Below are 25,853 nucleotides of genomic sequence, written 5' to 3' on the forward strand. Positions count from 1 at the left end.
TTCGCTCGTTGTTCAGTTTTCAAAGAACAATCACTTGTCTTTCTTTTCTTGCGTGTCGGCGCTTTGTCTCAGCGGCGACTTTTATAATATATCACGTTCGCCTATCTCTTGGCAAGTACTTTTTTTCAACTTTCGACATTTTTTTTAGTCTGTCGTTTGTTTCATTATTTCCTCTTCAAAAGCGGCGATTACTAATTTAACACATAGACTTCTAACAAGTCAAGCCACTTGCCGAATCTTTTTTGAGCAAAGAAAAAGCCGCTTCCCCATTCAATTGAAAGGGGCAACGGCCACGAGTACAGTTCAAGATTAAGCACTATGATTGGCTAGTCTATAACGAAGCTCAATAATACCCAAGTCATCGCTTCCCTTCATTACAGCAACCTCGCTAATATAGGAGCGCATAACAAGCTTCTGCAATAAAAGGGATAGATCTACATGAAGCACTTGAATGTCTGGATGATTCTGAAGCTCCGCAATGCTCCAAGGCTCTGATCTATCCGCTAAAATCTTAAGCAGCAGAGAGCAGCTCGACTTCATCTTATTCATAACCGAGAACTCACAGGCAAGCATAACGAGCTGCACGCGTTGCTCCAGCGTCTCCGGGCTTGCAGACAATTCTTCATATAACTTATATATCCCCGGATGTACAAGCCGCATCTGCTTCCATACGGTAAGCTCTGGATGACGTCCTTCTTCTATTAGTACGATATGCGCCCAATGATGCAATGAGGTCAATACATGACTGTAGGCATCCAGCACGTTGCCGTCAAGCAAATCCTGCTTGGCTTGCAAGTATGTTCTTAAAAATCCTGAGAACTCGACAAGCTGCTTCTGTTCGCGCAAGGAGTGAGGAAATTGAAGCAAGCTCTCACGCACACTGCCCAAATAGCCTTCCCGATCCAACAGAATCTCCCCCCGAACGATCCATTCAATGATATTTCGGTTTTCACCGCTCGAAATCCAAGCCTCCAAGCTCTTCTTATCAATCGTTCTGACCAATACGCGTTCGCCTTCGAATTGCGCATGCTCACTGCTGTTCTCTATAGTATCTTTGTCCAATACGGCGAGCACTAACAGGTCCAGTCCATCGATCAAAGGATTGTATGGATACGGATTTTCGATCGCTGCAAGACTGATTAAATCGGAATCGTTGCAGTACTGGCTGTTGAAATGACTTTTTATATGTTCCACTGTTTCCTCCATATAGCTAATCAGATTCCAGTAAGCTATAATATTAATCTACGGATTTAATTCTTTTTCGACAAGTCTGCTCTTTTTTCCTGCTTCGTCCGAAAAGAAAACAGGTCTCAATTTCATAAGCATAAAGACTTAGGAAGGATTGGAACAATGAACAAGATCTTTTTCAAATCAGCTAAAATAAACGAATTTCGCCTATGGGGCTTAGTCTTTACGCTCGTCGGAATGGGTGTAATGATTCTCGGCACAGCCGGCATTGTCTTCTGGGGACAAGCTGGCAAGATCATCGCCGCAATCTTCATGGTTATTGGCATGATCTCCTTGCTAATCAGCGTCGCTGTCTACTTCTGGGCGGGCATGATGTCAACAAGCGCGACGATGCTTCAATGTCCCGAATGCGGACGTCCCACCAAGATGCTTGGTAAGACTGACCGCTGCATGTATTGCAAAACGATACTTACGCTTGACCCCGCGCAAGCGACTGCAGAGCCTTCTGAGCAACATTCCTAACGGCGTTGCACACCATATCTACGTAGAACAAGAAAACACCCTTCGCCGGAAGGGCGTTTTCTTGTTCTTATGGTATGATTACGGACGCTTGTTGAGCGCTTCGTCTATGGTTGTCCATATGGCTTCCGTCTGGAATGTTCGCTGCCATGTTGCGACTCCTGCGAGATCATACTTGCGGGCTAACGCAACGCGAGCCTTCATCGACAAGTCATCCTCTATCCAGATCCGCATGAGCGCGCCATCCTCCGTATACTCGACGTAATTTTGCCCCGCCGCTTCATCCAATACGGGCTTCAGTTTCTTGTCCGCAATGATTTGCTTCACTTTGTCCATGCCGACCGATTTGGACGACACCTTCACAGTACCATCATCACCTTTAGCTTCGGTCCAGATTCTCGTGTATAGAGGCATGCTGAGCACTAGCTTGCTTGCAGGGACGGCATCCTCCTCCAGGATACGCCGGAGCGACTCTTCGACCCATGGCAACGACGCGACCGAGCCGGATTTAGGACTTGAAGCCCAATGCTCGTCATAGGCCATTACCATCATATAATCAACAACTTTGGCCAGTGCGGGACGATCCAAAAATAGTGACCACATCTCACTAGTCGACTTTGGAGTAACATCAATCGACACGGCCAGCCCTTGTTCGTGTAACAGAGGCGTCAGCTCTCTAACAAATTGGACCAAGTTTTCTTTATCGCTCGTTTTCACATTCTCAAAATCAATGTTAATCCCTTGCAAATTATACAGCTCTGCGAAGGACAACAGCTGTTGGATCATGAGAAAACGCGTCTCTACCGTGGCGAGCGCAGCTGTCGTCTGTTCCGGCTCGAAGCCATTGCTGAACAATGCCCACACTTGCATGCCTTTCCCATGAGCCCATTTGACGTAAGCCGGATCGGCCTTTCCATTAATCGTACCTTTGCCGTCCGCCAATTCGAACCAAGTCGGGCTCACTACGTTGACGCCTGGCATAGGCCCGATTGCTGAAGGATTCGGATTTTTGGAATAAACCGCTTCCCAAGTCATATTGATTTTGCTGCCAAGCACTTTCCAGGCGACAAAAGCAGGCTCTCGGTCCGGTTCAGCTACTCGTTCAATCTCAGTCAGCTTCACATCGCCTTTATTCATATAGCCGATATTTCCGTCTCCGCTCTGCACAATGAACCAGCCATCCTCCTCGCCCCATATCCGAAGCGATTCGTTCAATTCCAGCTTCTGAGTGTACGGTGCTCGAATGGTCGGTTCCGTTCGAATTGCTGCGCCATCGGCATCAGTAGCTTCTGCACGCTGCACCGCATTTCCAGCGACGAGCACGGTTACGATCCCCGTCTCTTCCACATATTCAACTTGCAGACCGTATAGCTCCTGAATCGGCGCTACCGGTATATAGACATCGCCGGCCTCCGTCTTCTCGGCAGCAATTGTCAAGTCAAAAGGCTTGCTATTAACAGTCGCCGTCAAGGAATCGGTTTTCAGATGCAGCACCTTGTTAGCCGTTGTGAAAATAATGGATCCCGAATCCGCTTCATACCGGACGGGCTTGTCCGGCCCTAACAGATGTTCAAGAACCGGAAGCGGCAGCTTAATTTCATTATTTTCGATAATAGCGCCTTTATCAGCTTCCGCTCCGTCCACAATGATCGGGTGCTCCGAAGCGTACTCAGGTTCCGTCTGCTCCCTGTTCGGTATGAAATTCATATATCCGTACCAGCCAAGAACGGCTGCCGCTGCGATAACAAATAACAAAAATATAATTCCGATTCCGCTCCTCCGCTTGCGGCGCGGCGTTCGGCTTTGAGCCGTCTCCAAACCATCACTCTCCTCTATGTCAGTAGATGCAGTATAAACTGAGTTATATACGAATATTGTATCAAAATAGTTACAGCTATGGGCATACTAAAACTTTCCGAAGGAAAATTTCAGCATCAAAAAAACGTGCAGATCAGCGGAATGCCGCATGCTGCACGTTTCTGTGTTGGTTCATAGCTCTGCTGGTTAATTAACTTGGCTTGCGCATGGAGGACAAACACCGTAAATCTCCATTCGATGTCCTTCAACCATAAATCCCGTTTCACTTGATGCTGCGCGTTCTGCATCGAGTAATGGCGGGTAATGAAAATCAACGATTGACCCGCATTTCTTGCATATCGCATGATAATGGTCGGATAGATCGGAATCGAACCGGCTAGAATCATCGCCATATGTCAATTCACGCAATAAGCCTGCTTCAACAAATAAACGCAGATTGTTATATATCGTAGCTACGCTCATGCTTGGATAATTAGGCGAGAGCGCTTTATAAATCTCATCTGCTGTCGGATGCGACATGGAATCCATCAAGTAGCTTAATATGGCGTGACGCTGCGGGGTCATACGGACGCCATTCATTTTCAACTGTTCAAGTGCTTGTGTTACGCTGGCTCCCATTCCCCTCACGCCTTTCTTAGTAATTATTCTTATTACTATTGTACGTTCTTCTTTCGGAATTTGTCAATGAAAGCGCATCTATATCATTGCCCAGCTTTTTTCAACGAAATACTGTTGTTCGCATTGACTTGTATACGGTGCGTTCCCGCCCCTACTGAGCCTCGAATCGTTTTCTTGCTTATATCGAACGGAAAATCGCTTGCAATATTGCCAAAAGTTACTGAACCATAGAGGGCAAAGTCGCCGACTTCGGGCAATACAAGCCGTATTTCGCCTACCGAGCTGTCCAAATCCCAGTCGCCGCCCACTTGATCGCTGCTCACCTCAATCGATCCATTTAACGTATCCGCTTTGATGGATGCGGCCGCTCCGGTTACTTTTATTTTACCGTTCTTCGTCTCTGCTTCAAGATCTCCGCCAACATCCTGCAGTTCCAAGCTTCCGTTCAATGTATTCGCGTACAGCTGACCTTTGATTCCAGTTGCTGCGATCGTACCGTTCTTCGTCTCGATCGAGCTGTCGCCGTTCACCTCTTGCAACTGAACATTACCGTTGATCCCTTTAACCTGAACTTCGCCTACGATATGATCGACCTTCACATTGCCGCTGCTGATTCGAATATCTAGACCGCCGGGAAGCAGCAAGCCTGACACGTCGACCGCGCCTAGCTCCGATTCGATCTTGAGCTTGACGGCACTCTTCATCTCTTGTTGCTCATCTGGAACGCTCGTAGATGAAGGGGCTAGCGGCGTAGCCGTAACATTCGCGGCCGTATCTGTAATATCAGGCGTAACTGCTGTTCCTTCGTCCGTAACGTCAGGCTGATCTGTCGTTATCGGCGGCGGTTCGGTAGCAATTGGCTCCTCGACATACACTTGATCGGATAGCGCCATAGGTACCGTCAACGTCAGATTCATTCTAGGCTTGTGGCTGCCGTTAGCCCCATAGGCTTGGCCTTTCGTTTCGAAGGCAACCTCGCTGCCCGGGGTTACTTTAACCGTCGATTGTTCCGCGATGGAATCTGCCTCGGCTTGGTCCTCCACATCGACCCATACCGTTGCAAGCAGCTCCATTTCCTCGACGTCACCGGAACGAACGGTAACTTGTCCATTCGGATTCACGATTCCAATAGACGAGATTTGCTCATCAAGCGGTACTTTAACAACCGTCTTATCATAGCGGAAGCCTTTTTCTTCGCCATATTCTGAAATGCCGCTTATGTCCACATTCCATTGATCGAGCCATCTAAAAGGAAAGTCGGCATACTGGGTAACTACATAAGCCATTAACGAAATAACAAGCGCAACCGAAATACCAGCAACGTCGAGTCTTAGCTTCTGTACGATTTTGCGCGAACGAAGACTGTATATAATCATTTCAATGCCAAGCATAATAAAGATAACCGGCCACCACTGGCCAAGCAGCGCAATATCATTGCGTCCCTGGATCTGATCCCATAGGAGTAAAGCGCCTACTGCTACAATTAATACGGCTGCCGTATATCGGCCTAATTTGAACATCGTCACCAACCTCTTCCGCCTATACGCCAATAATACAACAGCAATTCCTATAATAGCCGGACCTACGCTTAGCTCAGCCAGTTCATTCATCCATGGCAATATAAAATCAGGCGGCTTGACCAATAAGAAGAGCAGTCCTCCAGCAGCAGTAAGTGCTATCCCACGCGACAAACCAACATGGATAGGAGCTTCTTCTTCCCGCTCCAAGCTCTGCAACGAATCGTATACGCTCATGAAATAAAAGACGGGCAGCATCAATCCCAAATAAACGATAAGCAGCAAATGCCTGCCTCCATCCGAATCCGCCAACCGGATAATGGCTGTCACATCAATCAAATATCCAACCAGCAGCAGCAGTCCTCTCGGATATTGACCTGCATAGAGATGGCCCGTACCAGGCAATAGGAAAGCAAGAAGAACTGCCATCCATCTTCTTTTTTTGCGCTTTACTCCGAGCTTACCCAATGCACGCCCTCCAGATGCTTTATATGCTCCAGCAAGTCAAACAACGGTTCTGACTTAGGCATCAAAACATGAAAATGCAGCGCTATTCGCCCGTTGCCGTCTCCTTCGCTTTCTTGCAGCAGCATTTTACGAATCACGATCTGCTTGTCGCTGAGCAGTGTGTTAATGGAACGAAGAATTTCAGCCTGATCCGTTGCCTCTATCTTTAGCAATTGCTCCTTCTTCGCTCGTATATATCTTTTCTCCAGCTTATTGAATGCCCATAACGTAAGCAGGACCATCACCGTCGTTACCGAGGAAGCGAAGTAGAAGCCTGCGCCGACAGCAAGACCTATTGCCGATACAACCCATAGTGACGCCGCTGTCGTCAGACCGGTAATCGACTTTCCGGTGAACAGAATCGTACCCGCTCCGAGAAAGCCAACGCCTGTAATAACAGCCGCGGCTAGCCTTGCAGGGTCAACACGGACATTCGGTTCGTCGACGAACGCCGAGAAACCGTATATGGACAGCATCATAAGCAAGCATGATCCAAGACAGACGAGTATATTCGTGCGCAAGCCGGCGGCATGTTTCGCCTGCTCACGCTCAAAGCCAATTAGTCCGCCAAGCAGCAAGGCAAGCATAAGCCGTAAAAAAATATGAAGTTCGCTAATGTACCATGGGTTTTCAATTGGATTCATGTTCGATTCATCCCGACCTTTCTACACGTTATTGTAACATAATTGTATGCCAATCATCGTCCATACAGGCTAATACAATCATAGAAAAAGGCAGGCCGGGTGCTCCTTAGAGCTCCACAACCTGCCTTCTTGCTAATCACTACACTTGCCGCAAATATAATTCGCCGGCTTATTTCAGACGTTCAATCAGCAGCTTATTAACAAGCGCAGGATTCGCCTTGCCCTTCGTTTCCTTCATAATCTGGCCAACTAGGAAGCCAATAGCCTTATCCTTACCTGCTCTATAATCTTCAACCGATTGCGGATTCGCTTCGACAATTTGGTTCACGATGCCAACGAGCGCGCCTTCGTCGCTAATCTGAACGAGGCCTTGCTCCTCAACGATCTGTTGCGGCAGCTTGCCCGACTCCAGCATCGACTTGAACACAGTCTTGGCGATCTTGCCGTTGATCGTACCTTTCTCAAGCAGACCGATCATCTCGCCAAGCCCTTGGCCGGTAAGCTTAACAGCATCCAGCTCAAGGCTGTTCGCGTTCAAGTAACCAAGCAGATCGCCCATAATCCAGTTCGATACCGCCTTCGAGTCCTTCGTGTAGCTTAGGCTTTCCTCGAACAGATCAGCAAGTTTCTTCGATGAGGTGATTACTTCCGCATCGTATGATGGCAAGCTGTAGTCTGTTTTATAACGCGCCTTACGCGCATCCGGAAGCTCAGGAATGGTGCTGCGTACCGATTGCTTCCATTCCTCGCTAATATGCAGGCGGACAAGATCCGGGTCCGGGAAGTAACGATAGTCATGCGCTTCTTCCTTGCCGCGCATCGAGAACGACTTGCCTTGCGCATCGTCGAAGCGGCGCGTCTCTTGAATAACTTCGCCGCCGCTGTCTAGGATCTCAGCTTGACGGATTTGCTCATATTCAAGACCGCGTTGAACACCGCGGAACGAGTTCATATTTTTGAGCTCGGCGCGTGTGCCGAACTTCTCTTGCCCATAAGGACGCAAGCTGATGTTGGCATCACAGCGCAAGCTGCCTTCTTCCATCTTCACGTCCGATACATCGCAATATTGCATGATGGCCTTCAGCTTCTCGAGATAAGCTTTGGCTTCCTCAGGCGTGCGGATATCAGGCTCGGACACGATCTCAACGAGCGGCGTACCGACACGATTGAAGTCGACAAGCGACGCATAACCGCCGTCAACGTGAGTCAGCTTGCCGGCATCCTCCTCCAAGTGAAGGCGCGTAATGCCGATTCGCTTCGTCTCGCCGTTCACCTCGATATCGATCCAGCCGTTCTGACCGATCGGCTGATCGTATTGCGAGATTTGGTACGCTTTTGGTGAATCCGGATAGAAGTAGTTTTTGCGGTCGAACTTGCTGACGTCAGCAATATCGCAATTAATTGCCAAAGCGGCTTTCATCGCGTATTCAACCGCTTGGCGGTTCAGAACCGGCAGTACGCCGGGATGCCCCAAGCATACAGGGCAAGTATGTGTATTCGGCGGTGCGCCGAAAGCTGTGGAGCAGCCGCAGAAGATTTTGCTATTCGTATGGAGCTCCACATGGACTTCCAGCCCGATCACCGTCTCGTATTTGGTTGCTTCAGACATTCGTATCGATCCCTTCGTAAACGTATACGTATATAACCGCTTATCGCTCGCTTTATAGCTGCGGACGCATTTGGTGATGCTCGGTTTGCTGCTCGAATGCATGCGCGGCGCGCAGCACTGTCGATTCGTCGAACGCCTTGCCGATAATTTGAAGCCCGATCGGCAATCCGTCAGCTATGCCGCAAGGTACGCTGATCGCAGGAATGCCGGCAAGACTGACTGGAATCGTACAAATATCGTTCAAGTACATCGTAAGCGGATCGCCGACTTGCTCGCCGATACGGAAAGCAGGTGTCGGAGCAGTTGGACCGATAATAAGGTCGAACTTCTCGAACACTTGGTCGAAGTCCTGCTTGATGAGCGTTCTAACCTTCTGCGCCTTCAAATAATAAGCGTCATAATAACCGGAGCTAAGCGCGTAAGTACCCAACATAATACGGCGCTTCACTTCAGGACCGAAACCTTGGCTGCGCGACTTGCGGTACATATCGATTAGGTTGGCCGCGTCATCTGCACGAACGCCGTAACGCACGCCGTCGAAGCGTGCCAAGTTCGAGGAAGCCTCCGACGATGCGAGCAAGTAGTAAGTCGCAATCGCATAATCCGTATGCGGCAACGATACTTCTTCCCAAGTCGCTCCCATCGATTCGTATACTTGGAGCGCCTTCATGACCGCTTCCTTCACTCTTGGATCGATGCCCGCTCCTAGATACTCCTTCGGCACGCCGATACGGAGTCCCTTCACATCACCGGTCAATGCCGATGTGTAATCTGGAATATCAACGTTAGCGGATGTTGAATCGCTGGAATCATATCCTGCGATGGCTTGCAGTACGTAAGCCGAGTCTTCAACGTTTTTGGTCAATGGACCGATCTGGTCAAGCGACGAAGCGAACGCGACAAGACCAAAGCGCGATACTAAGCCGTATGTCGGCTTAAGACCGACGATACCGCAATAAGCTGCAGGCTGGCGAATCGAGCCGCCTGTGTCGGAGCCTAGCGAAAAGTATACTTGCCCTGCCGCAACCGATGCAGCAGAACCGCCGCTCGAGCCGCCCGGCACATAGTCCGTGTTCCACGGATTGCGGGTCGGGAAATAGCTCGAGTTCTCGTTCGAGCCGCCCATTGCGAACTCATCCATGTTAAGCTTGCCGATCGTCACGGATTGCGCGGCTTTCAGCTTGCGAACCGATGTTGCATCGTAGATCGGATTGTAGTTGCTTAGGAATTGGCTCGCGCAAGTCGTAAGCAAGCTATCCGTTACGATATTATCCTTAATGCCCGCAGGCAAGCCGAACAATAGGCCGCGCTCTCCGCCTTCTTGCAGCTGCTTGTCCAACTCTGCCGCTTGCTGCTTCGCATTTTCTTCATTTAATGTAATGAACGCTTTGATTGCCGAGTCCGTCTCCGCAATTCTCTTGTATGAAGCATCGACCAGCTCAGTGACCGATAGCTCCTTGTTGTTCAGCTTGTTATGTACGACCTGAAGGCGCAAATCAAACAATGCCAACAGTAGTTCCTCCCTTCAAAATAAACCAGTCTTATTATTCAAGCACCGCAGGCACTTTAATTTGTCCGTCTTCCTCGTCTGGCGCGTTCAGAAGTACTTTCTCAATCGGCAGCGATTCACGCTGCACGTCGTCGCGCATTACGTTCGTAATCGGCAGCACATGGCTGGTCGGTTCGACATTGTCGGTATCCAAACTGTTCAGCTTCTCCGCATATTTCAGTATCGCGTTAAGCTGCTCGGTGAATTGCGATTTCTCCCCGTCGGTCAGCTCAAGCCGCGCAAGCCTAGCCACATGCTCGACATCTTGTATCGTTATGCTCATAGGTGCATGATCCTCTCTCAAAGGTTTAGATGTTGCTTATCCTGCAATCATTCTTCCTATTATAGCTTAAGACCGCGAATAACATCAACGTTATGGCGTGATGAGTAGAAAGACCGCTCAGCCCGTTAATCAAATAACGGACGAAGCGGTCTTCTGTGCTTTCTAAATCCAGGCTTTCAAATTAATCTGGCGTATGAAGTCCGCAGGGCTAGTCGGTTCGGTGCTTGCCGTCTCGGCTTCCTCTTCTTCCGCTTCGCCCTTCATAATCCGATTAAACAACTGCTCGTTGTGCGTAGCCAGCGCATAGTCAATGAGAGCCTCTCGTTCAATACGATCGATCTCATCTTGGATAAGCACCTCTTCAAGCTCAACGTCCTCGTCCGGAACTAGAAAATTACGATTCGCCTTCGGTACTCGCAGCACGTAGTCGAATACGTTGTCTGCGTTACGATCGTAAGCAATAATATAGCCATAATCCCCGACGGGTAAATTTTGTTCGAAATGGTCAGCCACTATGACGACCTTTGTGCCTAATTGTAGCATCGTCCTCAACTCCTGTTTCATCGCCGCTGATTCTATCACTATTATCCTACTAAAAAATAATAGCGGTGTCCAATCGCGAGATAGAGAAGCTGCTGGAAATTATGATTTTTGCTAATGGAGCATGGTTAACGCCTTATCAATCTATTGCAGGCGATGCCCGCAGTACACCGATCGCAGCCGTAAGCGCTGCTGCTATTACAATAGTGCTGCTTACGAGCGACCAACCAAAAGCGGCTGTACCGTATTCGATATTCGCCGCCAGCTTCGAGGCGAAGCCTCCAAGCGCACCTGGACTCCAGCCTGCCTGCTTCGGAAGCAGTGACGCAAGCAAGGAAATGAACGCCGCAAGGCCAAGCGAAGAGAAAGCGGCTCCCGCCGGACTGCGTAGCAGCGTGCTGAACAATAACGTAAAGGACATCACGACCGTAATCCATAAGCCGTATACGAGGACGCTTGTTATAATCTGCATAGGCGGCACTGAACCGATTAACAACTCCGTATAATACCAAGCCCCCGCATATCCAAGGGCCAATGAGCCCCAAGCAAGAATTAGCATAGCTAACCACTTCGACAATATAAACGAAGTAATCGTTACCGGCTTCACAAGAATAAGCGATGCTGCCCCGCTATTCCTCTCGGTCGATACCGTTCCCATAAATACGAGTACAAGAACAAGCAAACCCATCGTCCCGAATTGCGACAGCGTCCCCGCCATTACACTCGGCGCGCTAGGCAATGGTATGTCGATAACCGCACCTTCGGGAAGATTGCCTGCTTGCTCCAAAATGACCGGCATGTAATAATTCGATACCGGCTGCATAATGCCGAGCAATAGGAATACAAGCGGTACCCAAATAAGCTTGAGGCTGCGGACAAGCTCCAGCAGCTCCTTCTGAATCATTACGAGTAAGCGCATTATTGGGACACCGCCTTCATGAAGAGATCTTCCAGGGTGGAATGGCCTACCTTCAAATCCAACAGTTTAATGTTCTCCCTCGCAAGCTCTTCAAGCAGCAATTGCCTTGCCGCTTGTACCTCAGTCACTTGAATCCGCCCTTGATTAGCAGTTACTTCTATGTCATCGATCAAATCGGCTAAATTTTCTCTCGAGGACGTTGACATTGATCCTTCGCGCTTCATCCGCTGCTTCATTCCTGTAAGCCATGACTGCGAGTGGGCATCATTATCTACCGTAAGCTCGATAATCGGCCTGCGGTTCTCGTTCTGAATGGCGGCAATCGCTCCTTGCAGGGCGATACGTCCCTCGCGAATAATGATGACATCATCACATAATGCCTCGGCATCGTGCAGTACATGCGTAGAGAACAATACTGTTGTCTCTTGCTTCAGTTCGCGAAGCAAGCTCAGCACTTCACGCCTGCCGACTGGATCAAGCGCCGATACCGGCTCATCCATGATGAGCAGCTTCGGACGATGAATAAGCGCTTGGGCAAGGCCAAGCCTTTGCTTCATTCCGCCGGAGTACGAGCCGATTTTTTTGCCGGCAGCCTTAGATAACCCTACTCGTTCCAGCAGATTCTTGGCAGACGACTTCGCCTCCGATGAAGTTAGCCCGCACAGTCTCCCGGCATACACGGCATATTCATATCCCGTCATCCAATTGTAGAAGGATGGCGCCTGCGGCAAATAACCGATCAACTCTCGCCTACTGCCGCCTTCTCGTATGCCTTGAATGCTAATTCGTCCACTCGTCGGAGCAAGCAGCCCGGCAATCATTCGAATAGTAGTCGTTTTTCCGGCCCCGTTCGGACCAAGTAATGCTACGCAATGGCTTTCTTGAATAGCGAAGCTCATATTTGTCACTGCCGCGAAGCTGCCGAACGTCTTGGTCAGCCCCTCCGCCTTCAGCAATACGGTCATCGTCCGTCTCTCCTTCCGAAGAGGAAGAATGCGATTGGTCCGAATAAGCTAACGAACACGATTATGAGAATCCACATAAGCTTCGGCCCTCTCGTTTGCTCCGCCTTAATACACAGCACAAGCGCGATTACCATTAAGACGATCTGTATGACGAGAATCGGCGCAATAATGGGCAGAAGAGTAGACAAATCTATCGTTTCATTTACAGTGTTCATGCAAAATCCCCCTAAATTGATTTAATCTTCGTTACCTTTACTGCGGTTAAGCCAACCGCTGCGAATAAAGATCCAATAGAAAATGAGCGGCAGCGGAAACTGTATCAGCCCCCATAACGCCCAAAACCATGGAAGGCGCTCCCGTTTGCGAGCATCAAGAAACAGCCACGTTGATTGCGTACCTAGGATGAGCAGCAGGAGCAACCAGAACCATACCGACTCCAGCATCATCTGTTCCATCGATGACTCACCTTCTTTTTGCCGAACATGACAGCTACATAACCTACTGCGGCGCATGCAATAACGGCCTGCAAAATCGCGAACCATACGATATCCCGCTCCAGCACCCACATCATGCCTCCAAATAGGAAGCAGCCGATCAGCCAAAGCAACAATAATTCCTTCCATTGCTTCCGGCGTAATGCTTGCTTATGAGCGCCTACTAGCGCCTCGAATTCAAACCGATCAGGCGTATAGGGTTTATGCGCATCATCGAACTGCTTAAGGGAATCTCCAACGCGACTATCGAACCAACGCTCATCGTCAGACCCTTTGTAAGGATTGTCATTGTCCATTATCGCCCAACTCCTTCCGTAACTGCTTCAAACCGTTATGCAGCCTTGATTTCACTGTGCCGACCGGCAGATCGAGCATGCTTGCAATTTCCTCCTGGGCATAACCGTAATAATATTTAAGCAAAACGGCTATCCGTATATCTCCGGCCATTCGCCCGATAGCGTCAAGCGCTTCCGGCCAATCCCCGAGCACCGTCTGCGTCTCGTAACGAATCGCTCGGAGCGTCTGCTCCTCTTGCACCCATCTGCGCTCACGCTCCTTGCTGCGAAGCCGATCGACATAGATACGGGATGCAATCGTAATGAGCCAAGTCGAGAACTTTGCTTTTCCTTGAAAACCACTGATCTTCTCAATCGCTCTTAGCATCGTCTCTTGCGTGACGTCCTCGGCATAACTTTTGTTCATCGTCAGCTTAAGCACATATTGATATAAGAAAGAATAATGCTGCTGCAGCAACTCCGAAAGCGCATGGGAATCGCCGCGAGCTGCTTTGCGTATTAGACCATGCTCATCAACCACTACAACGCTTCCTCCTTCTCTCTATCTATAGCTTTGACGCTTAAGCAGCCCATTTCGTTCATTCGTCATGAAAAAAACTGCGAAGGATTATTTTTCCTCGCAGTTATTCGTTATACGTATATTGTTATTTGTATGTCCTTCTACTATACCAACGCCATGCTTCTTCCACCTTAGTCTGCTCCAAACATGCTACCTGGTAATCGAATGGACTTCCCATCGCCTGCACGGACAACGAAAGCAATTGTTTGCGCATCTGACTGCGCGAGCGCTTTACGCGCATCACAACGATCTGCGGACGGCGGATCAAATAAGTTGACCGACCGATGAACCTTCGTCTTAACGTGAGCTGCCCATTCTCCAGGAGAAGACCTGCCGACTTGTAGCATGCATATCGCCAGCCAAGTACGAGAGGAAGCAATATAAGCGACCAAAGCGCAGCCGCCTTAAACAACACGATGGCTGCCGCACAGAGTACAATTGTTATAAGCAATGTGCTTCTTACATAATAAAGAAGCGCGCGCTTAGGAGCAGAGGCATATGCCGCATTAGAAGTGTCCTTCATCTGCGGCACGAACGCTTCGAGCAGCATCGGAATTTCTGCCCGTGACAAGTAAGGGTGCAGCATCAATTGCTCGTTTTTGTCCGAGGATACGATTTGAAGTTTCACCTCGGCATGGCCTAACGCTTGGCGAAGCAGTCCTTCTTTCACGATAACCGCCTGCACCTTCTTCGGATCGAATAAAAAAGTCTTTTTCTCCAGCAAGCCGTAGGACACCGATATTTCCTTCCCTACTCTTCTAGCCGTATAGCCGCTGTACTTCAATATATATAGCAGTATGGAAAGCACCCATGCCGCAGCAATGCCCAGTAGGACGATAACTCCGATTAAGAAATAACCTGGCATCAGACTCGTCGAATCTTCGACGACATTTTCGAAAAAGTGATCAGGCAGCAGCGCCTGAACGAAATCATCGGCGAATGAATACAGACCCGCTGCAAATGCCGCAACAAGACCAAAGTTCATCGAGGTCGCTGCCGCCTTCAGCAGCTTGACTGCATCAAGACGAAACGCTGCATCGTCGCGATCTGCCTCTAGATCCACCTGAGTACTGCTCCGATTCTGGGCAGCAGGCTTGTTAGATAAAGCCTGAACAACTTCCTCTCCTTGCGGAACAGTGTCAGCAGCAGGTATCTGGCCGCGAAGCACAAGCCGAATATGATTGGCTTCGCTAATCGATAGGGCAGGCAATATCCCATCCGCCTTCTTATTGCCGCCAGGCGTCTCGATCTTCACCTGTGCCACGCGAAGCAAGCGATGCACAAGCTGCTGCTCCACGTTAACAGAATGAATGCGGGTGAAATAGATCGTCTTCTCATCACGGAAGAAAACTCCTTTGCGAATGATGATGCGATCCGCTTCGAGCCAAAATCCGAATTTGCGCCATTCCAAATATCCAAGCACGAGCAATAACGCGGCCAAAGCGCCGCCTCCCGCATACCAATACCAGTCCAGCTCCGACCATGCCGTTCCCTTGACCAAAGCGATCAGGAGTAACGGAATAAAGCCTTGGATCGTATTCACAAGCGCAAAAAACACATATACGGGATGCAGCTTGCGGCGTTGTATTTCACTCATCCTGATCGTCCACCTTCGCCAGCTTGCCGATTCGCTGCTTAAGCTGCTGCGCTTCTTCCAGCTTCAGCCCGCTTATTTTATGCGTTGTCGCAGCCGTTACAACCGAGACGGCAGCGAGATCAAACTTGCGCATAAGCGGTCCGCTCTCCAGCTCCACATGCTGTACCCTCACCATCGGAACGAGCACATTGCTTATGAAGATAAGCCCAGATCGTATTTCCAGCTCATCCTCGAACAACTCATACTGAAACCTCGCATACTTCGCTTTCGGTATAATCCATGTAAAGAAAACAAGCGATAAGAGCAAGAGCCCTAAGCATATCCATACCGGAATAAACGTCCAGTCTTTCCATAACGCTAATAACGAATAAGTAATAATGACGAGCAAAAATACGCCATTCGTTATCATTTCGCTAATCCTGTACACCTTGATGTAGTCGGGATGCAGCCGCTTTGTCAGTTCATTGTTCATTGCAAGACTCCTTCTTCTTAAGGAAGTACGATGAGCCCCAGCTGCGTTCGCGTCAAGGCCCTCGCTCCTTCCGACTCTACAAGATAGCTGTTCTCTACACCGACGACGCCAAGCCCCGGCAACGTAAACTTCGGCTCGACGGCGATAACCATGCCTTCTTGCAGCGGTATCTCAAACCCTTTGGCTAGTACAGGCCACTCGTCGATCTCAAGACCGATGCCATGACCTAGAAACTTAGCTCGATCAGCGCCATAACCCATGAAATGATCAGCCAATCCCGCTGTCTCGGCTCCAGCAAGCGCATTAGCATATAACTGCGAGCATATAGCTCCCGGAATCATATTCTTCTCCGCTTCCAGCAGCAATTGCTCTGACAATTCATAGGCCTTCAATAACGGCTCGCTCAATTGCCCAATGACTGCCGTCCTTGTCTGATCAATGACATAACCATCGATGCAGCAGCCAATATCGATAAGTATCGGCTCATTGCGCTTAACCGCCATCCGGCTCACGCTTTGCGGAGAGGCAGCACCAAGTCCCAAGCCTCCGGCAGGACCATCGAAATAAGAAGGTACAGCTGCTGCCGCGCCCGAAATAACCATGCCGGTCGTAATCTCTTGATTGTAGCCGCGCATTCTCATCAGCCCGATATGACCGCGCTTCCTTAGCTTATATTCAAGCGAAGCCATCCATTCCAGCTCCGTTACGCCTTCCCTCAGCTCGCCGAGCGCTTCCTCCAGCGATTCGGATACGGCTAAAGCTGCCCGCTCAATGCGGCTAATCTCCCAAGGCGACTTGATCATTCGAAGCGTACGAATGATCCCCGATCCATCGACAAGACGGCAATGATCCGGGACTCCTAGCAGCTCGGCTAGCTTTAAATAAGTTTGAGCCGGCAGCACGTCAAGATCACAAGCAATCTTGGGCAGTTGGCCGGCGCCTAAGAGTTCTGGATAATCCTTCTCGAGAGTAGCCCTGAGCTGCTTGAAGCTGCCCAGCTCCTGCACGCGCAGAGGCGTCTCCTGCCCAGCACGCCATAGGCTGCGCTTCACATAGAAGGACGGCTCGCCGCTGCACGGAACCAATAAATATCCGTTCTGCATCGAGCCGCTCAAATAATAAATATCAACGTTTTGCGTAACCAAATACGCATCTATATGCCCTGCTTGCATGGCTGATTGCAGCTTCCTAATTCGCTCCCACACCAGCTCTGCTGGAATATCCATTGCTATATGTAAGTTGTTCATATGTTACGTGTTCAGCTCCTAACTCGAATTCCCTCCCCTTATTAGACCAATTTTCCAATTTTGCGTCAACCTGCTACTAGCTCTGCGGCCCCCTTTATATACCATTCGATCGGTTCAAGGATACGAAAAGCCCGCGGGTACTCCACTTTCGCAATGATAACGACGCTTGGCCTATAAAGCGTTACCTCATAGTCATAGCTATCGTTACGATAGATGTAAGGAAAGGTTTCTTCCGAGTTGACAATCTCGAATACGGCAAGCTCCAGCGGCTCGCGAAGAAACGAATCCGGCAACGGAACTCCCGCTTCGTTCAATCGCAGATTATGCTGCAGGTAAGCAGCAGCCGCTCGTGCCGCTTGCGTCGGAGCGATACGCAGCTCGCCGTTGCCAAGCGCCGTCACATCAATCTGCTGCGCGGCTGCATGGGCAGCCCGATTGATCGCATGTTTGCCGAGGAACAGTGTCTGCATCGCCATCTCCTCCTCCACTTGCATCATATGAATCGCTCCCCATACAGACATCATCATGACTATTAGCAGCAACTTGTACACGATATTGTTCCTTCCCTCGATCTATCTTTGGATTCTCCCTGCTTAAGGCACATATTCGCTCATCTTCATGCCGAACGCCTTCATTCTCCCGTTCGCGGGCGGCGGCGATATGCCGATCAGTCTGTCGATTTGAAATAAATTTTCATACGGATAGCTGGCAATCAGCGACAGCCCCGTTCCTCTCGGCAAGGGAGCGCTGGGATTCGTTGCATTAACCCCGCTCTCCGACTTCACTTCGAATAGGATCGACTCCCGCTTCAGGCCGAATGCTTCCATCCGGGACTTCGCCTGTTCAAGCATCGCAGCGCTAATATAGCCATAGCTTCCGCTCGCTCCTACCTCCAGCAAATAGTCGACTTCCTGCTGCAGCACGGCTTGCCTTACGATAAGCACATGCTTGTAGATTGGAGAGAACATCATCCAACATATAAGCCCCGCGAACAGAACGAACAATAAAATTTGCTTCATGGGCTCATCTGCCTTATATGATCGCTAATCGCTTCTCCAGCCCCGTTTACTTGGCTCTTCATTCCGCTGTCTCCTTCGGCAATTGCCGTGTATAAGAGCACAACCGTAATGAGCAGCAAAGTCGTTATTAGTATAGCCCTCATACTCCATCGCCTCCGACATGTTCCAACTCCTGAACGACGACAACATTCATTAAGGAACAAGCGCGCCAATCTTCGTGTTTGCGGCATTTCCTTGGGATTCGATCTGGCTGCTCGTTCCTGTTGTATCCTTAGCGATGATCGTGTTAAACAATACGATAACAACGACAAGAAGCATGACAGTCATTAGAATATTTCGCATGCGCATACACCTCCCTTCTATGGACTCGCGATGTAATTTGTTTCATCATTAGCTCAGTGATTGAAATAGTTTCTGACCTTCACGCACCCACGGATAAATAAATACCTGGAACGTATATAAGATGGGAATACCCGCTATGATGAACAGTACATACGACGTCGATTCCTTCTTACTCTCCTTGGCAAGCTCCAGCTTCTCTTTATAATCCTCAATCCTCGCTCGCAAAATATCGTAATACTGGCTGCTTTCATGCTGGCGCAGCGCGTCGATTGTCTCGACAAAGCTTAACCCTTCATCCGTGCCTAGCCGCCGCTTAAATCGCTGAAGCGCCTCGCCCGCATCGTGATACCATTCAGCGAGCAACCGCTCCAGTTCTGGACGCAAAGCTCTCGTAAAAGGAATGCATCGCAGCAGCTTGGCGTGGATATGAAGCGCCGAGTCTGACAAATACAAAAGCTGATTGCTCACTGCATAGATCTCCTTGGTCATTCGAAGCACCCGCACCTTCCGTATCGAGGAGAGCCATGTCTTGTCAACCATAAGCAGCATTCCTGAAACTAACAGAGCACCGACGAAATAACTGGTCGAGGCAGTCGCTATATGCAGAACGGCGGCGGTCAGGAGGATGATAGCCGCAGCAATTACCGTTGCAGCAATCCCGATTCGACGAGCTAATACGTACCAAGCGGCATCGAGCGTATACCCGCAGCCGCCAAGCAGCAGCTCGCGTTCAGTGAATGCCGCGCTCTTCCTAACTACTCCGAACAACCGCAGCCAGCTTGCCGGTGCCTCCTTCGTCCGCCAGCTCAGCAGCGACAGATGCTTCCAACGCATCTGTCGTCTCGGCAGCAGCTGCAGCAATACTCCTAGAGCCACTGCTGCGAATAGAAACTGTCCGACCGTTGCAGCAATCGCAATGAACGATGCCGTAAAGTGGTGCATAGAACATTCCCCTCCTCCTTCACATCTTCTTGCGCGATAACCAAAGCCCCATTAGGAACGATGCAAAGATAAGCACCATTGCGTTCAGCAGCATGTCTCTTCCGCCGGGATCGATCATGTAATAATAGTAAGAATTATCCCGGTTATACCGGATATTGATGCCGATGAAGAGGGCAAGGAAGAGCAGCGGCGAGAAGTTCGCAATCCGAATTTCCAGCAGACGATTCCGCTCCTGCTCGTTCGCTCTCCTTGCTTTGCGCATATCGGTAATGAGCTCCTTCAAGCTTTCCGTAATCGTGACACCCTCCGTTATCGCAACTCGCAGGATATTCGCGAAATAATCAGCCCATATGTGGCCTAGCGACGCCGATAATAATCGCAAGCTCGCTTCATCGTCGCCTCGTACCGACAGGTTGCGATACAATTGCTCGAATACCGCTTGCATCGGACCGAGCAACCGCCGCTCTTCAATAGCCCGCTGCAAGGCGATTCTGACTTGCCGCTCGCCCGTGACGAGATAACATTGATAGAACAGCTCAACCGCTGGCAAGAAATCGATCTGCGTCTTCATTCTCAGATTTGCGAGCATCGCTCGCAGCACCGTATATGGCAACAAGCCAAGGAGCAGACCGAACAGAACCGTTCCCTTCGCGCTTTGAAAAAACAGGCCGCCTACGGCTAATCCGACTAACAGCATCAATACCGAGCTAAAGGCGAGCGCTACCGGCTTCATACCCAGTTGAAGTGCTTCAAGCAATTCGGAGAGATGACGGTACAACCGTTCATTGCCCTTGAAAGCTTCGGTTAGTCGATAGCGAATGCCCGAGTGATTCTTATAACGGAGCCGATTTTGCAAATGACGATTGTCCATCCATAACTGAAGCAGGCTGTACAGAGCTACGAATAGGATAGCTCCCAGCAGCAGAAGCATCGCTAGAGAAGACCAACTAGCCATAAGCAGCACCTGATCTCGCAAGCCTCGCTGCAGCTCTTAACGATGGGGGACTAGGGAATCGCCAGTCATCTGCTTCCTCGTCGAACAGAGCCCACTCCCTTACGATCGTCCTTCCGTCCTCCCAGTACAGCTCTCCAATTCGGCTTACAATCCGCCGCCCTCGCCACAGCCTCATCTCAATACCTATCTCCGTCACATATTCCGTGATCCGCTTCGTAAGCCGATCGGGATTCATTCCGCGTCCATCAAGCATGCACATATCTGTAATCGCCTCCGGGACATCCTCAAGACAACCTGCGTGGACCGTCGTCATACTGCCGGAGTGTCCCCTCGTACATGCGCGCACATAAATGTTCGCATCCAAATCACGAATTTCCGCATGGATGATCCGCCTTGGCGACTGCCTAAGCGCAAGCTTGAACGCTTGATCCGACCGATGCTGCGGGTCGTCCTCCTCCGTCTCGTACTCGACGATGTTTTTGTCCGGGAAATCTCGGCCAAGCATCATTTCATGCCTGCCCTCGATTGTAATAATCCGTTCATCGGCCGGAAGCTCGGCAATGAGTGCCTTCATCAAATTCGTCTTTCCTGAATTCGTAGCACCGATAATGACGACATTGAAGCTCGCAGACAACACAGAGAGCAGCATGCTCCGTATTCTCCCGTTGATCGTTCGCAGTGCGGGAGCGCATAGCGCTTCCAGACTAAAGCTTCGCACCGTGTAGAAACGAATCGTCAGCGTTGGCGATGAGGTGAAGCCGAAGCCGGTCATCGTCACCCTAGAACCGTCTCGCAGCATGACCTCCGCCCATCGCTTGCGCGGATTAATTCGGTCGTTGTTATACAGCACTAAGTTTTGCTGAATTCGCTCGACGTCTCTTACGCTCTCGAAGGAGTAATCGGAAGCCGTTGTCTGGCCGCCCCTCACCTCGAAAATCCGCTTGCCCACGACTTGAATTTCTTCCAGCCCCTCCTTATCGGCAAGCACCAGCTCAAGCACATTAAGTCCGATTACTTCAGCGAACAGCGCTTCTGCTAATGTCTGAAACGGCTGCTGCACATCTTCGAGCGTATGAATGCGAAGCCGAATGAGACGATCCGTTATAACCGCGAGCACCTGCTCCCGCTCTTGAACGAAGCCAAGCACCGCTCGATTAAGCGTCTCCGTGTATTGCTTGCGCTCGAACTCGGTCAATCCTTGAGGGGCGCTCAAGTACGACCGTATATCTTCCGCCAGCCGCTGAAACTCGGTCGGCTCATTGTCCGCATGATGACTAATCCCTTCCTGCTTGTCTGCCGCCATACGGGCGGGTCTGACCTGCGCGGCGAATTCGGTTGGCGAGAACTTCCCTTGCCCGGCCGTCATGAACTGCTTCCTCTGCGGTGCGTCATTAGCTTGCGATGCCATGGCTGCGTCCTGCCTGGCTTGAAAATGGGGTGTATTCCATGCCGCTGCATCAATTGTTTGGCAGGCTCGTCCATCGCTTGCTTGCCTTGTGCGTCACTGCGCAGCCATTCCTCATAGCGCCCGCTATCGAGTTGACTGAACAATGACTCGCCAAGCTTGAACTGACCGAACGATGTTGTACCGAGCTCCTTGCATATTTCTTTCATTCGATAACCTCCGCTTCCATGCGAATTGTGTATAATAACTGTTTCATATTGATCGGGTGTAACGCCGAACAACGGCGATACTTGATTAATCCAGCGCTTGCCGTCCTCTTGAAAATGCGAAAGCGCGGGCGTCGTAACAAGGATCCGCACATCTGCCATCCGCAGCGCGCAAACCGTAGCAGCATTGTCCCAATAAGCGCTGACATCCATAATTACGTACGCGAATGTCTCTCGCGCAACGTCCAATAAGTGATTCACTTCCTCCGGTGAGAAAAACTCCGCTTGATCCCTAACCAGATTGCCGAATAAGACATGTAGATTGGGCAGCTTCGTAATCGGACTGGCCGCTCTTCGCAGCTTGTCCGGAGTCAGCGTTCGCGCGATGAGCTCCGGCCTGAGCTTGTCGAGCGACACCTCGGGTTCATCCTCCCCCAGGAAACGATGAACCTTTGCGCTCTTCAGGTTCAAGCAGAAATAGGCAATCGGATCACTGCTTGCCCCCGCCATACGATAGGCGGTCGCAAAGGAGGCTGCAGTCGTACCGATATTCGGCGTTGTCCCGACGAAAGCGGCCAGCGAGGCATCTTGCCGGCTCACGACCCAGCCCCCTCGCCGCCGACCGCATCGACATTCAACGACTCCGGGCTATAGGCAACAACAACCTTCAGCTTCCCGTCCTTGCACAGCCCATCGAGCTCCAGCCACTGTTCTTCTGTCATGTTGAGATTCAAATACTCGATCATCCCGTTCGCTTCCCGCCTGGAAGCGTACATCTTCTCCTTATCGCCATCCGCCATCGACATTAGGTTCGGATTGTCCATATTGTCGATTTCGACATTGCCAGACGACTTCACGGAGGCCACGACTATGCTCTCGCCGAACAGCCTTCGTGATGGTGTTCCTTCGCCGGATGCGTAGAGCAGCACTTTATCTCCCGCTCGTATGCCGTTCGAAATCGAACGGACATACTCCTTCGGAATTTGGAAGGTGGATTCCTTTGGCTTCGGCTGCAAGTAATAGCTGCCGACCTTCCAATCGAGAATCGGCTCTCCCGCCCCTAGCGGTATGACCGTCTCCTTGCCTTGCGCAGCATCAGCGTCAACCATCATATTCGGCTCCCATGCTGATTCCGGAATATGCTTATAGGTCAGCATATTTGTCGTCAGTCTCTCGCCTGCGCTTATGAAGCGACTTGGCACAACGACCGCAATCGTTCCTTCCCTCTCCATTTGGATTCGCTGCAGTTGATACAGCCCCGCTACGAGCGATGCCGATAAAAGCGCTGCAATCAAGCTAATCCATATATTCCTTCGTCTGTTCATCGCCTCTCCTCCCCGAGCGCATAAAAAAAGAACGCAGCGGCAGCCCTTCGGCTATACCACATGCGTTCTTCGCAAAACTTGCTCTCATATATGAATTCAACAACCAACTACGCTCATAATAGCAAATGACTGAATATTTTGTCTATCATTATTTTTCCAATTGTTTCTATAAAGGCTTGCGACATAGCAAAAACAAGCCATATAACATGGGAATGTCGTCATTCCATACCATGTCAATGGCTTGCTCCAAACGCCCAGACGTCATTTAAAAATCGATTAAGCCTACACTAATCAACAGTGCATCGTCAACTTTACGCATCGTTTCGTCGTCCAAATGCGTTATTTTGTCGGTCAGACGCTGCTTATCGATCGTGCGAATCTGCTCAAGCAGAACAACGGAATCACGATCAAAGCCATGCGTTGCCGCCTCCATCTCGACGTGGGTGGGCAGCTTCGCCTTTTGGATTTGAGCCGTAATAGCCGCGACGATAACGGTCGGGCTGAATCGGTTGCCGATGTCATTCTGAATAACGAGCACCGGTCGTACACCGCCTTGCTCCGATCCGACTACGGGTGATAAATCCGCAAAAAACACATCTCCGCGTTTTACGATCAAGCTCTACACCCCGCTTACGAGACGGCCAAGCGTATGATCGGCTTCTTCCTCCGCTTGAAAAGCTTCCGAGGCCATGTTCAGGTTAATTTTCGCCATCTCCATGTATCCGCGCTGCATCGACTCACGGATTTGACGTTTTTTGCGCTCCACGAGATACAGCTTCATGGCCTGCCGAATAAATTCGCTGCGGTTTGAATTTTCTTTGGCGACAATTCCGTCAACCTCCTCCAGCAAATGATCGGGCAGGCTAATCATGATTCTTTTCGTATTTTGCACATTGGCCACCGAACTCGCACCCCCAAAACTTTTCCAAAACCTTAATACTCATTATTGCAATATATTGCCGACACTATACTCAAACATATCTATGTCAGCCGTATATCAAATATGCTGTATGTCTTCATGCATCATCCCGGTAGATCAACTGTCATACTACATTCGCTTTAAAGTGCGAAAATCCTTTTGCATAACCACAAATAACCACATGTAATTTTTGGAAAATGATTCAAGCGAGTGCGTTCGTAATAGCCGTGACCTGTCCGTCCTTAACATAAATCCGTGGAACTCGTGCCGCAATCATGCAGATCAGCTCGTAATTAATGGTCCCTAACTGGTCCGCAACTTCCCCGACCGTAATAACCGACGCGCCTTGACGACCGATCAGTACAACCTCTTCGCCAGCTTGAACGGGCGCAGGTTGAGCTTCCGTCTGTGCCCCGTCAAGCGCTATCATGCATTGATCCATGCAGATCGTGCCCCGAATCGGCAGCCGCACCCCGCGTACGAGACCGTGTGCCTTGCCTGTCAGCATACGGCTGAAGCCGTCGGCATAACCGATCGGCAGCGTGCCGATAAGCTCCTCGCCTGCAGTAAAATATCGAGTGCCATAGCTAATGCCCCAGCCTTCAGGCGCCTTCTTCACCATCGCAACTTCGGTCTTCAGCGACAGGACTGGCTCAAGTGCAATTCGCTGGTTATTCACCTCTGCAGAAGGATACAAGCCATACATGCTAATGCCGAGCCTTAGCATCCCGCCCGCCCATTCAGGCGTGTCGATCCCAGCAGCGCTATTCGCTGCATGAATAATAGGGATAGGCAGCTCCTCGCGGCGGACGAACTCCGCAACCTCACTGAAACGATCATGCTGCAGCTTCGTGTAGCTTTTGTCAGCTTCGTCAGCGCGGGCAAAGTGAGTGAACATCCCTTCCACCTCTAGCTGCTCCACGTTGAGCGCCTTCCTGATAAAAGCTTGCGCAGCCTGAGCGCCCACGATACCGAGTCTTCCCATGCCTGTGTCGATTTTAATATGAACCTTCAGCTTGCGGCCTTCGCGATCTCCTGGAAGCTTGGCTGCCGCTTCAATGATATCGTCTCTGAACAAGCTAATCGTCACATCATTATCTCTTGCTGCCTGCAGCCCATCCGCAGGAACAAAGCCGAGCACCAGAATTGGCGTTCGAATACCGGCATTACGCAATTGAAGCGCTTCGTCAAGGAAGGCGACACCCAAGTAATCAACTCCGGCGCGCTCCGCTTCCCTTGCAATCTCGACAGCTCCATGTCCATATGCATTGGCTTTCACCGATGCCATAAGCCGGCAATCCGCCGGCATCGCTTGCCTGAACGCCTGCAAATTACGATTCAACGCATCTAAATTTATTTCTACCCTCGTCGGGCGATAAAACGATTCCAAGTCGTTCAC

Annotated in this window: 31 protein-coding genes; 1 reads left to right on the forward strand and 30 read right to left on the reverse strand. The window is 50.3% G+C overall.

The annotated features are described in order from the left end of the window. Nucleotides 1-309: 309 nt before the first annotated feature. Entirely contained in the window at nt 310-1,194 is an 885-nt protein-coding gene (locus tag V8F51_RS13800; protein ID WP_337100859.1) for a nucleotidyltransferase-like protein, read from the reverse strand. Between the two features lie 156 nt (nt 1,195-1,350). Here V8F51_RS13800 and V8F51_RS13805 point away from each other — a divergent pair, with 156 nt between their 5' ends. Beyond that, nucleotides 1,351-1,710: a YgzB family protein gene (locus tag V8F51_RS13805; RefSeq protein ID WP_337100860.1), complete on the forward strand. Its 360-nt coding sequence runs from the start codon at nt 1,351-1,353 to the stop codon at nt 1,708-1,710. A 78-nt stretch (nt 1,711-1,788) separates the two neighbouring features. Here the strand turns inward: V8F51_RS13805 and V8F51_RS13810 are convergent, their stop codons facing one another. The 29 genes from V8F51_RS13810 to alr all read right to left on the reverse strand — a co-directional run bounded on the left by V8F51_RS13810 (nt 1,789) and on the right by alr (nt 25,844). Continuing rightward, entirely contained in the window at nt 1,789-3,525 is a 1,737-nt protein-coding gene (locus V8F51_RS13810) for a glycosyl hydrolase family 18 protein (protein WP_337100861.1), read from the reverse strand. A gap of 186 nt (nt 3,526-3,711) precedes the next feature. Further along, on the reverse strand, nt 3,712-4,143 hold the full coding sequence (gene perR / locus V8F51_RS13815) for a peroxide-responsive transcriptional repressor PerR (protein WP_337100862.1): 432 nt from the start codon (nt 4,141-4,143) through the stop codon (nt 3,712-3,714). A gap of 83 nt (nt 4,144-4,226) precedes the next feature. Further along, nucleotides 4,227-6,128 carry a DUF4097 family beta strand repeat-containing protein gene (locus V8F51_RS13820; RefSeq protein WP_337100863.1) on the reverse strand — a complete coding sequence of 634 codons (1,902 nt, stop codon included), beginning with the start codon at nt 6,126-6,128 and terminating at the stop codon, nt 4,227-4,229. Continuing rightward, nucleotides 6,110-6,802, reverse strand: coding sequence for an MgtC/SapB family protein (locus V8F51_RS13825; protein WP_442956431.1), 693 nt, complete (start codon nt 6,800-6,802; stop codon nt 6,110-6,112). Before V8F51_RS13825 ends, V8F51_RS13820 begins: the two co-directional genes overlap by 19 nt. Nucleotides 6,803-6,980: 178 nt before the next feature. Then, nucleotides 6,981-8,420: an Asp-tRNA(Asn)/Glu-tRNA(Gln) amidotransferase subunit GatB gene (gene gatB / locus V8F51_RS13830; protein ID WP_337101073.1), complete on the reverse strand. Its 1,440-nt coding sequence runs from the start codon at nt 8,418-8,420 to the stop codon at nt 6,981-6,983. Nucleotides 8,421-8,472: 52 nt separating this feature from the next. Beyond that, nucleotides 8,473-9,930: an Asp-tRNA(Asn)/Glu-tRNA(Gln) amidotransferase subunit GatA gene (gene gatA / locus V8F51_RS13835; RefSeq protein ID WP_337100865.1), complete on the reverse strand. Its 1,458-nt coding sequence runs from the start codon at nt 9,928-9,930 to the stop codon at nt 8,473-8,475. 34 nt (nt 9,931-9,964) lie between these two features. After that, nucleotides 9,965-10,252 (reverse strand): Asp-tRNA(Asn)/Glu-tRNA(Gln) amidotransferase subunit GatC, encoded by a 288-nt coding sequence (gatC, locus tag V8F51_RS13840; RefSeq protein WP_337100866.1) that lies wholly within the window; start codon nt 10,250-10,252, stop codon nt 9,965-9,967. A gap of 162 nt (nt 10,253-10,414) precedes the next feature. After that, nucleotides 10,415-10,795 carry an ATPase gene (locus tag V8F51_RS13845; RefSeq protein WP_337100867.1) on the reverse strand — a complete coding sequence of 127 codons (381 nt, stop codon included), beginning with the start codon at nt 10,793-10,795 and terminating at the stop codon, nt 10,415-10,417. A gap of 136 nt (nt 10,796-10,931) precedes the next feature. Then, nucleotides 10,932-11,711 (reverse strand): ABC transporter permease, encoded by a 780-nt coding sequence (locus tag V8F51_RS13850; protein WP_337100868.1) that lies wholly within the window; start codon nt 11,709-11,711, stop codon nt 10,932-10,934. Further along, nucleotides 11,711-12,676: an ABC transporter ATP-binding protein gene (locus tag V8F51_RS13855; protein ID WP_337100869.1), complete on the reverse strand. Its 966-nt coding sequence runs from the start codon at nt 12,674-12,676 to the stop codon at nt 11,711-11,713. The genes V8F51_RS13850 and V8F51_RS13855 overlap by 1 nt, the downstream gene beginning before the upstream one ends. Next, the gene (locus V8F51_RS13860) at nt 12,673-12,891 is read right to left on the reverse strand and encodes a PLD nuclease N-terminal domain-containing protein (RefSeq protein WP_337100870.1); all 219 of its coding nucleotides are present in this window, start codon (nt 12,889-12,891) and stop codon (nt 12,673-12,675) included. Before V8F51_RS13860 ends, V8F51_RS13855 begins: the two co-directional genes overlap by 4 nt. A gap of 21 nt (nt 12,892-12,912) precedes the next feature. Beyond that, a complete protein-coding gene (locus tag V8F51_RS13865; RefSeq protein ID WP_337100871.1) occupies nt 12,913-13,131 on the reverse strand; it encodes a sigmaY antisigma factor component in 219 nt (72 codons plus the stop codon). After that, nucleotides 13,119-13,466 carry a YxlC family protein gene (locus tag V8F51_RS13870; RefSeq protein WP_337100873.1) on the reverse strand — a complete coding sequence of 116 codons (348 nt, stop codon included), beginning with the start codon at nt 13,464-13,466 and terminating at the stop codon, nt 13,119-13,121. The genes V8F51_RS13865 and V8F51_RS13870 overlap by 13 nt, the downstream gene beginning before the upstream one ends. Continuing rightward, complete coding sequence (sigY, locus tag V8F51_RS13875) at nt 13,456-13,986, reverse strand: RNA polymerase sigma factor SigY (RefSeq protein ID WP_337100874.1); 531 nt, start codon at nt 13,984-13,986, stop codon at nt 13,456-13,458. Before sigY ends, V8F51_RS13870 begins: the two co-directional genes overlap by 11 nt. Nucleotides 13,987-14,110: 124 nt before the next feature. Beyond that, nucleotides 14,111-15,622 carry a PH domain-containing protein gene (locus tag V8F51_RS13880; RefSeq protein WP_337100875.1) on the reverse strand — a complete coding sequence of 504 codons (1,512 nt, stop codon included), beginning with the start codon at nt 15,620-15,622 and terminating at the stop codon, nt 14,111-14,113. Beyond that, nucleotides 15,615-16,094 (reverse strand): PH domain-containing protein, encoded by a 480-nt coding sequence (locus V8F51_RS13885; RefSeq protein ID WP_337100876.1) that lies wholly within the window; start codon nt 16,092-16,094, stop codon nt 15,615-15,617. The genes V8F51_RS13880 and V8F51_RS13885 overlap by 8 nt, the downstream gene beginning before the upstream one ends. A 17-nt stretch (nt 16,095-16,111) precedes the next feature. Continuing rightward, nucleotides 16,112-17,341: a M24 family metallopeptidase gene (locus tag V8F51_RS13890; protein ID WP_337100877.1), complete on the reverse strand. Its 1,230-nt coding sequence runs from the start codon at nt 17,339-17,341 to the stop codon at nt 16,112-16,114. Between the two features lie 65 nt (nt 17,342-17,406). Then, nucleotides 17,407-17,892, reverse strand: a complete 486-nt coding sequence (locus V8F51_RS13895; RefSeq protein ID WP_337100878.1) for a hypothetical protein — start codon at nt 17,890-17,892, stop codon at nt 17,407-17,409. A gap of 42 nt (nt 17,893-17,934) precedes the next feature. Then, on the reverse strand, nt 17,935-18,360 hold the full coding sequence (locus tag V8F51_RS13900; RefSeq protein WP_337100879.1) for a hypothetical protein: 426 nt from the start codon (nt 18,358-18,360) through the stop codon (nt 17,935-17,937). Continuing rightward, nucleotides 18,357-18,503, reverse strand: a complete 147-nt coding sequence (locus V8F51_RS13905; RefSeq protein WP_337100880.1) for a hypothetical protein — start codon at nt 18,501-18,503, stop codon at nt 18,357-18,359. The genes V8F51_RS13900 and V8F51_RS13905 overlap by 4 nt, the downstream gene beginning before the upstream one ends. A 49-nt stretch (nt 18,504-18,552) precedes the next feature. Further along, nucleotides 18,553-18,702: a hypothetical protein gene (locus tag V8F51_RS13910; protein ID WP_307207455.1), complete on the reverse strand. Its 150-nt coding sequence runs from the start codon at nt 18,700-18,702 to the stop codon at nt 18,553-18,555. 48 nt (nt 18,703-18,750) lie between these two features. Next, nucleotides 18,751-19,644 (reverse strand): hypothetical protein, encoded by an 894-nt coding sequence (locus V8F51_RS13915; RefSeq protein WP_337100881.1) that lies wholly within the window; start codon nt 19,642-19,644, stop codon nt 18,751-18,753. Nucleotides 19,645-19,663: 19 nt separating this feature from the next. After that, nucleotides 19,664-20,575 (reverse strand): hypothetical protein, encoded by a 912-nt coding sequence (locus V8F51_RS13920; protein ID WP_337100882.1) that lies wholly within the window; start codon nt 20,573-20,575, stop codon nt 19,664-19,666. Nucleotides 20,576-20,591: 16 nt separating this feature from the next. Then, nucleotides 20,592-22,007: an ATPase, T2SS/T4P/T4SS family gene (locus tag V8F51_RS13925; RefSeq protein ID WP_337100883.1), complete on the reverse strand. Its 1,416-nt coding sequence runs from the start codon at nt 22,005-22,007 to the stop codon at nt 20,592-20,594. Beyond that, on the reverse strand, nt 21,962-22,810 hold the full coding sequence (locus tag V8F51_RS13930; RefSeq protein ID WP_337100884.1) for a hypothetical protein: 849 nt from the start codon (nt 22,808-22,810) through the stop codon (nt 21,962-21,964). Before V8F51_RS13930 ends, V8F51_RS13925 begins: the two co-directional genes overlap by 46 nt. Next, on the reverse strand, nt 22,807-23,535 hold the full coding sequence (locus V8F51_RS13935) for an SAF domain-containing protein (RefSeq protein ID WP_337100885.1): 729 nt from the start codon (nt 23,533-23,535) through the stop codon (nt 22,807-22,809). Before V8F51_RS13935 ends, V8F51_RS13930 begins: the two co-directional genes overlap by 4 nt. A 265-nt stretch (nt 23,536-23,800) precedes the next feature. Then, nucleotides 23,801-24,151, reverse strand: coding sequence for a type II toxin-antitoxin system PemK/MazF family toxin (locus V8F51_RS13940; protein WP_337100886.1), 351 nt, complete (start codon nt 24,149-24,151; stop codon nt 23,801-23,803). A gap of 3 nt (nt 24,152-24,154) precedes the next feature. Then, a complete protein-coding gene (locus V8F51_RS13945; RefSeq protein WP_028609437.1) occupies nt 24,155-24,436 on the reverse strand; it encodes a CopG family ribbon-helix-helix protein in 282 nt (93 codons plus the stop codon). A 220-nt stretch (nt 24,437-24,656) separates the two neighbouring features. Further along, entirely contained in the window at nt 24,657-25,844 is a 1,188-nt protein-coding gene (gene alr, locus V8F51_RS13950; protein WP_337101074.1) for an alanine racemase, read from the reverse strand. Between the last annotated feature and the right edge of the window lie 9 nt (nt 25,845-25,853).

Origin of the sequence: Paenibacillus sp. YIM B09110 (assembly GCF_037167145.1) — a bacterium.
Lineage (GTDB): Bacteria > Bacillota > Bacilli > Paenibacillales > Paenibacillaceae > Pristimantibacillus.

Coding starts and splice junctions, on each gene's coding strand:
- V8F51_RS13805 (WP_337100860.1), top strand. CDS start 1,351: ATGAACAAGATCTTTTTCAAATCAGCTAAAATAAACGAATTTCGCCTA.
- perR (WP_337100862.1), bottom strand. CDS start 4,143: ATGGGAGCCAGCGTAACACAAGCACTTGAACAGTTGAAAATGAATGGC.
- gatB (WP_337101073.1), bottom strand. CDS start 8,420: ATGTCTGAAGCAACCAAATACGAGACGGTGATCGGGCTGGAAGTCCAT.
- gatC (WP_337100866.1), bottom strand. CDS start 10,252: ATGAGCATAACGATACAAGATGTCGAGCATGTGGCTAGGCTTGCGCGG.
- V8F51_RS13845 (WP_337100867.1), bottom strand. CDS start 10,795: ATGCTACAATTAGGCACAAAGGTCGTCATAGTGGCTGACCATTTCGAA.
- V8F51_RS13850 (WP_337100868.1), bottom strand. CDS start 11,711: ATGCGCTTACTCGTAATGATTCAGAAGGAGCTGCTGGAGCTTGTCCGC.
- V8F51_RS13855 (WP_337100869.1), bottom strand. CDS start 12,676: ATGACCGTATTGCTGAAGGCGGAGGGGCTGACCAAGACGTTCGGCAGC.
- V8F51_RS13860 (WP_337100870.1), bottom strand. CDS start 12,891: ATGAACACTGTAAATGAAACGATAGATTTGTCTACTCTTCTGCCCATT.
- V8F51_RS13865 (WP_337100871.1), bottom strand. CDS start 13,131: ATGGAACAGATGATGCTGGAGTCGGTATGGTTCTGGTTGCTCCTGCTG.
- V8F51_RS13870 (WP_337100873.1), bottom strand. CDS start 13,466: ATGGACAATGACAATCCTTACAAAGGGTCTGACGATGAGCGTTGGTTC.
- V8F51_RS13880 (WP_337100875.1), bottom strand. CDS start 15,622: ATGAGTGAAATACAACGCCGCAAGCTGCATCCCGTATATGTGTTTTTT.
- V8F51_RS13885 (WP_337100876.1), bottom strand. CDS start 16,094: ATGAACAATGAACTGACAAAGCGGCTGCATCCCGACTACATCAAGGTG.
- V8F51_RS13890 (WP_337100877.1), bottom strand. CDS start 17,341: ATGAACAACTTACATATAGCAATGGATATTCCAGCAGAGCTGGTGTGG.
- V8F51_RS13900 (WP_337100879.1), bottom strand. CDS start 18,360: ATGAAGCAAATTTTATTGTTCGTTCTGTTCGCGGGGCTTATATGTTGG.
- V8F51_RS13905 (WP_337100880.1), bottom strand. CDS start 18,503: ATGAGGGCTATACTAATAACGACTTTGCTGCTCATTACGGTTGTGCTC.
- V8F51_RS13910 (WP_307207455.1), bottom strand. CDS start 18,702: ATGCGAAATATTCTAATGACTGTCATGCTTCTTGTCGTTGTTATCGTA.
- V8F51_RS13915 (WP_337100881.1), bottom strand. CDS start 19,644: ATGCACCACTTTACGGCATCGTTCATTGCGATTGCTGCAACGGTCGGA.
- V8F51_RS13920 (WP_337100882.1), bottom strand. CDS start 20,575: ATGCTTCTGCTGCTGGGAGCTATCCTATTCGTAGCTCTGTACAGCCTG.
- V8F51_RS13925 (WP_337100883.1), bottom strand. CDS start 22,007: ATGGCATCGCAAGCTAATGACGCACCGCAGAGGAAGCAGTTCATGACG.
- V8F51_RS13935 (WP_337100885.1), bottom strand. CDS start 23,535: ATGAACAGACGAAGGAATATATGGATTAGCTTGATTGCAGCGCTTTTA.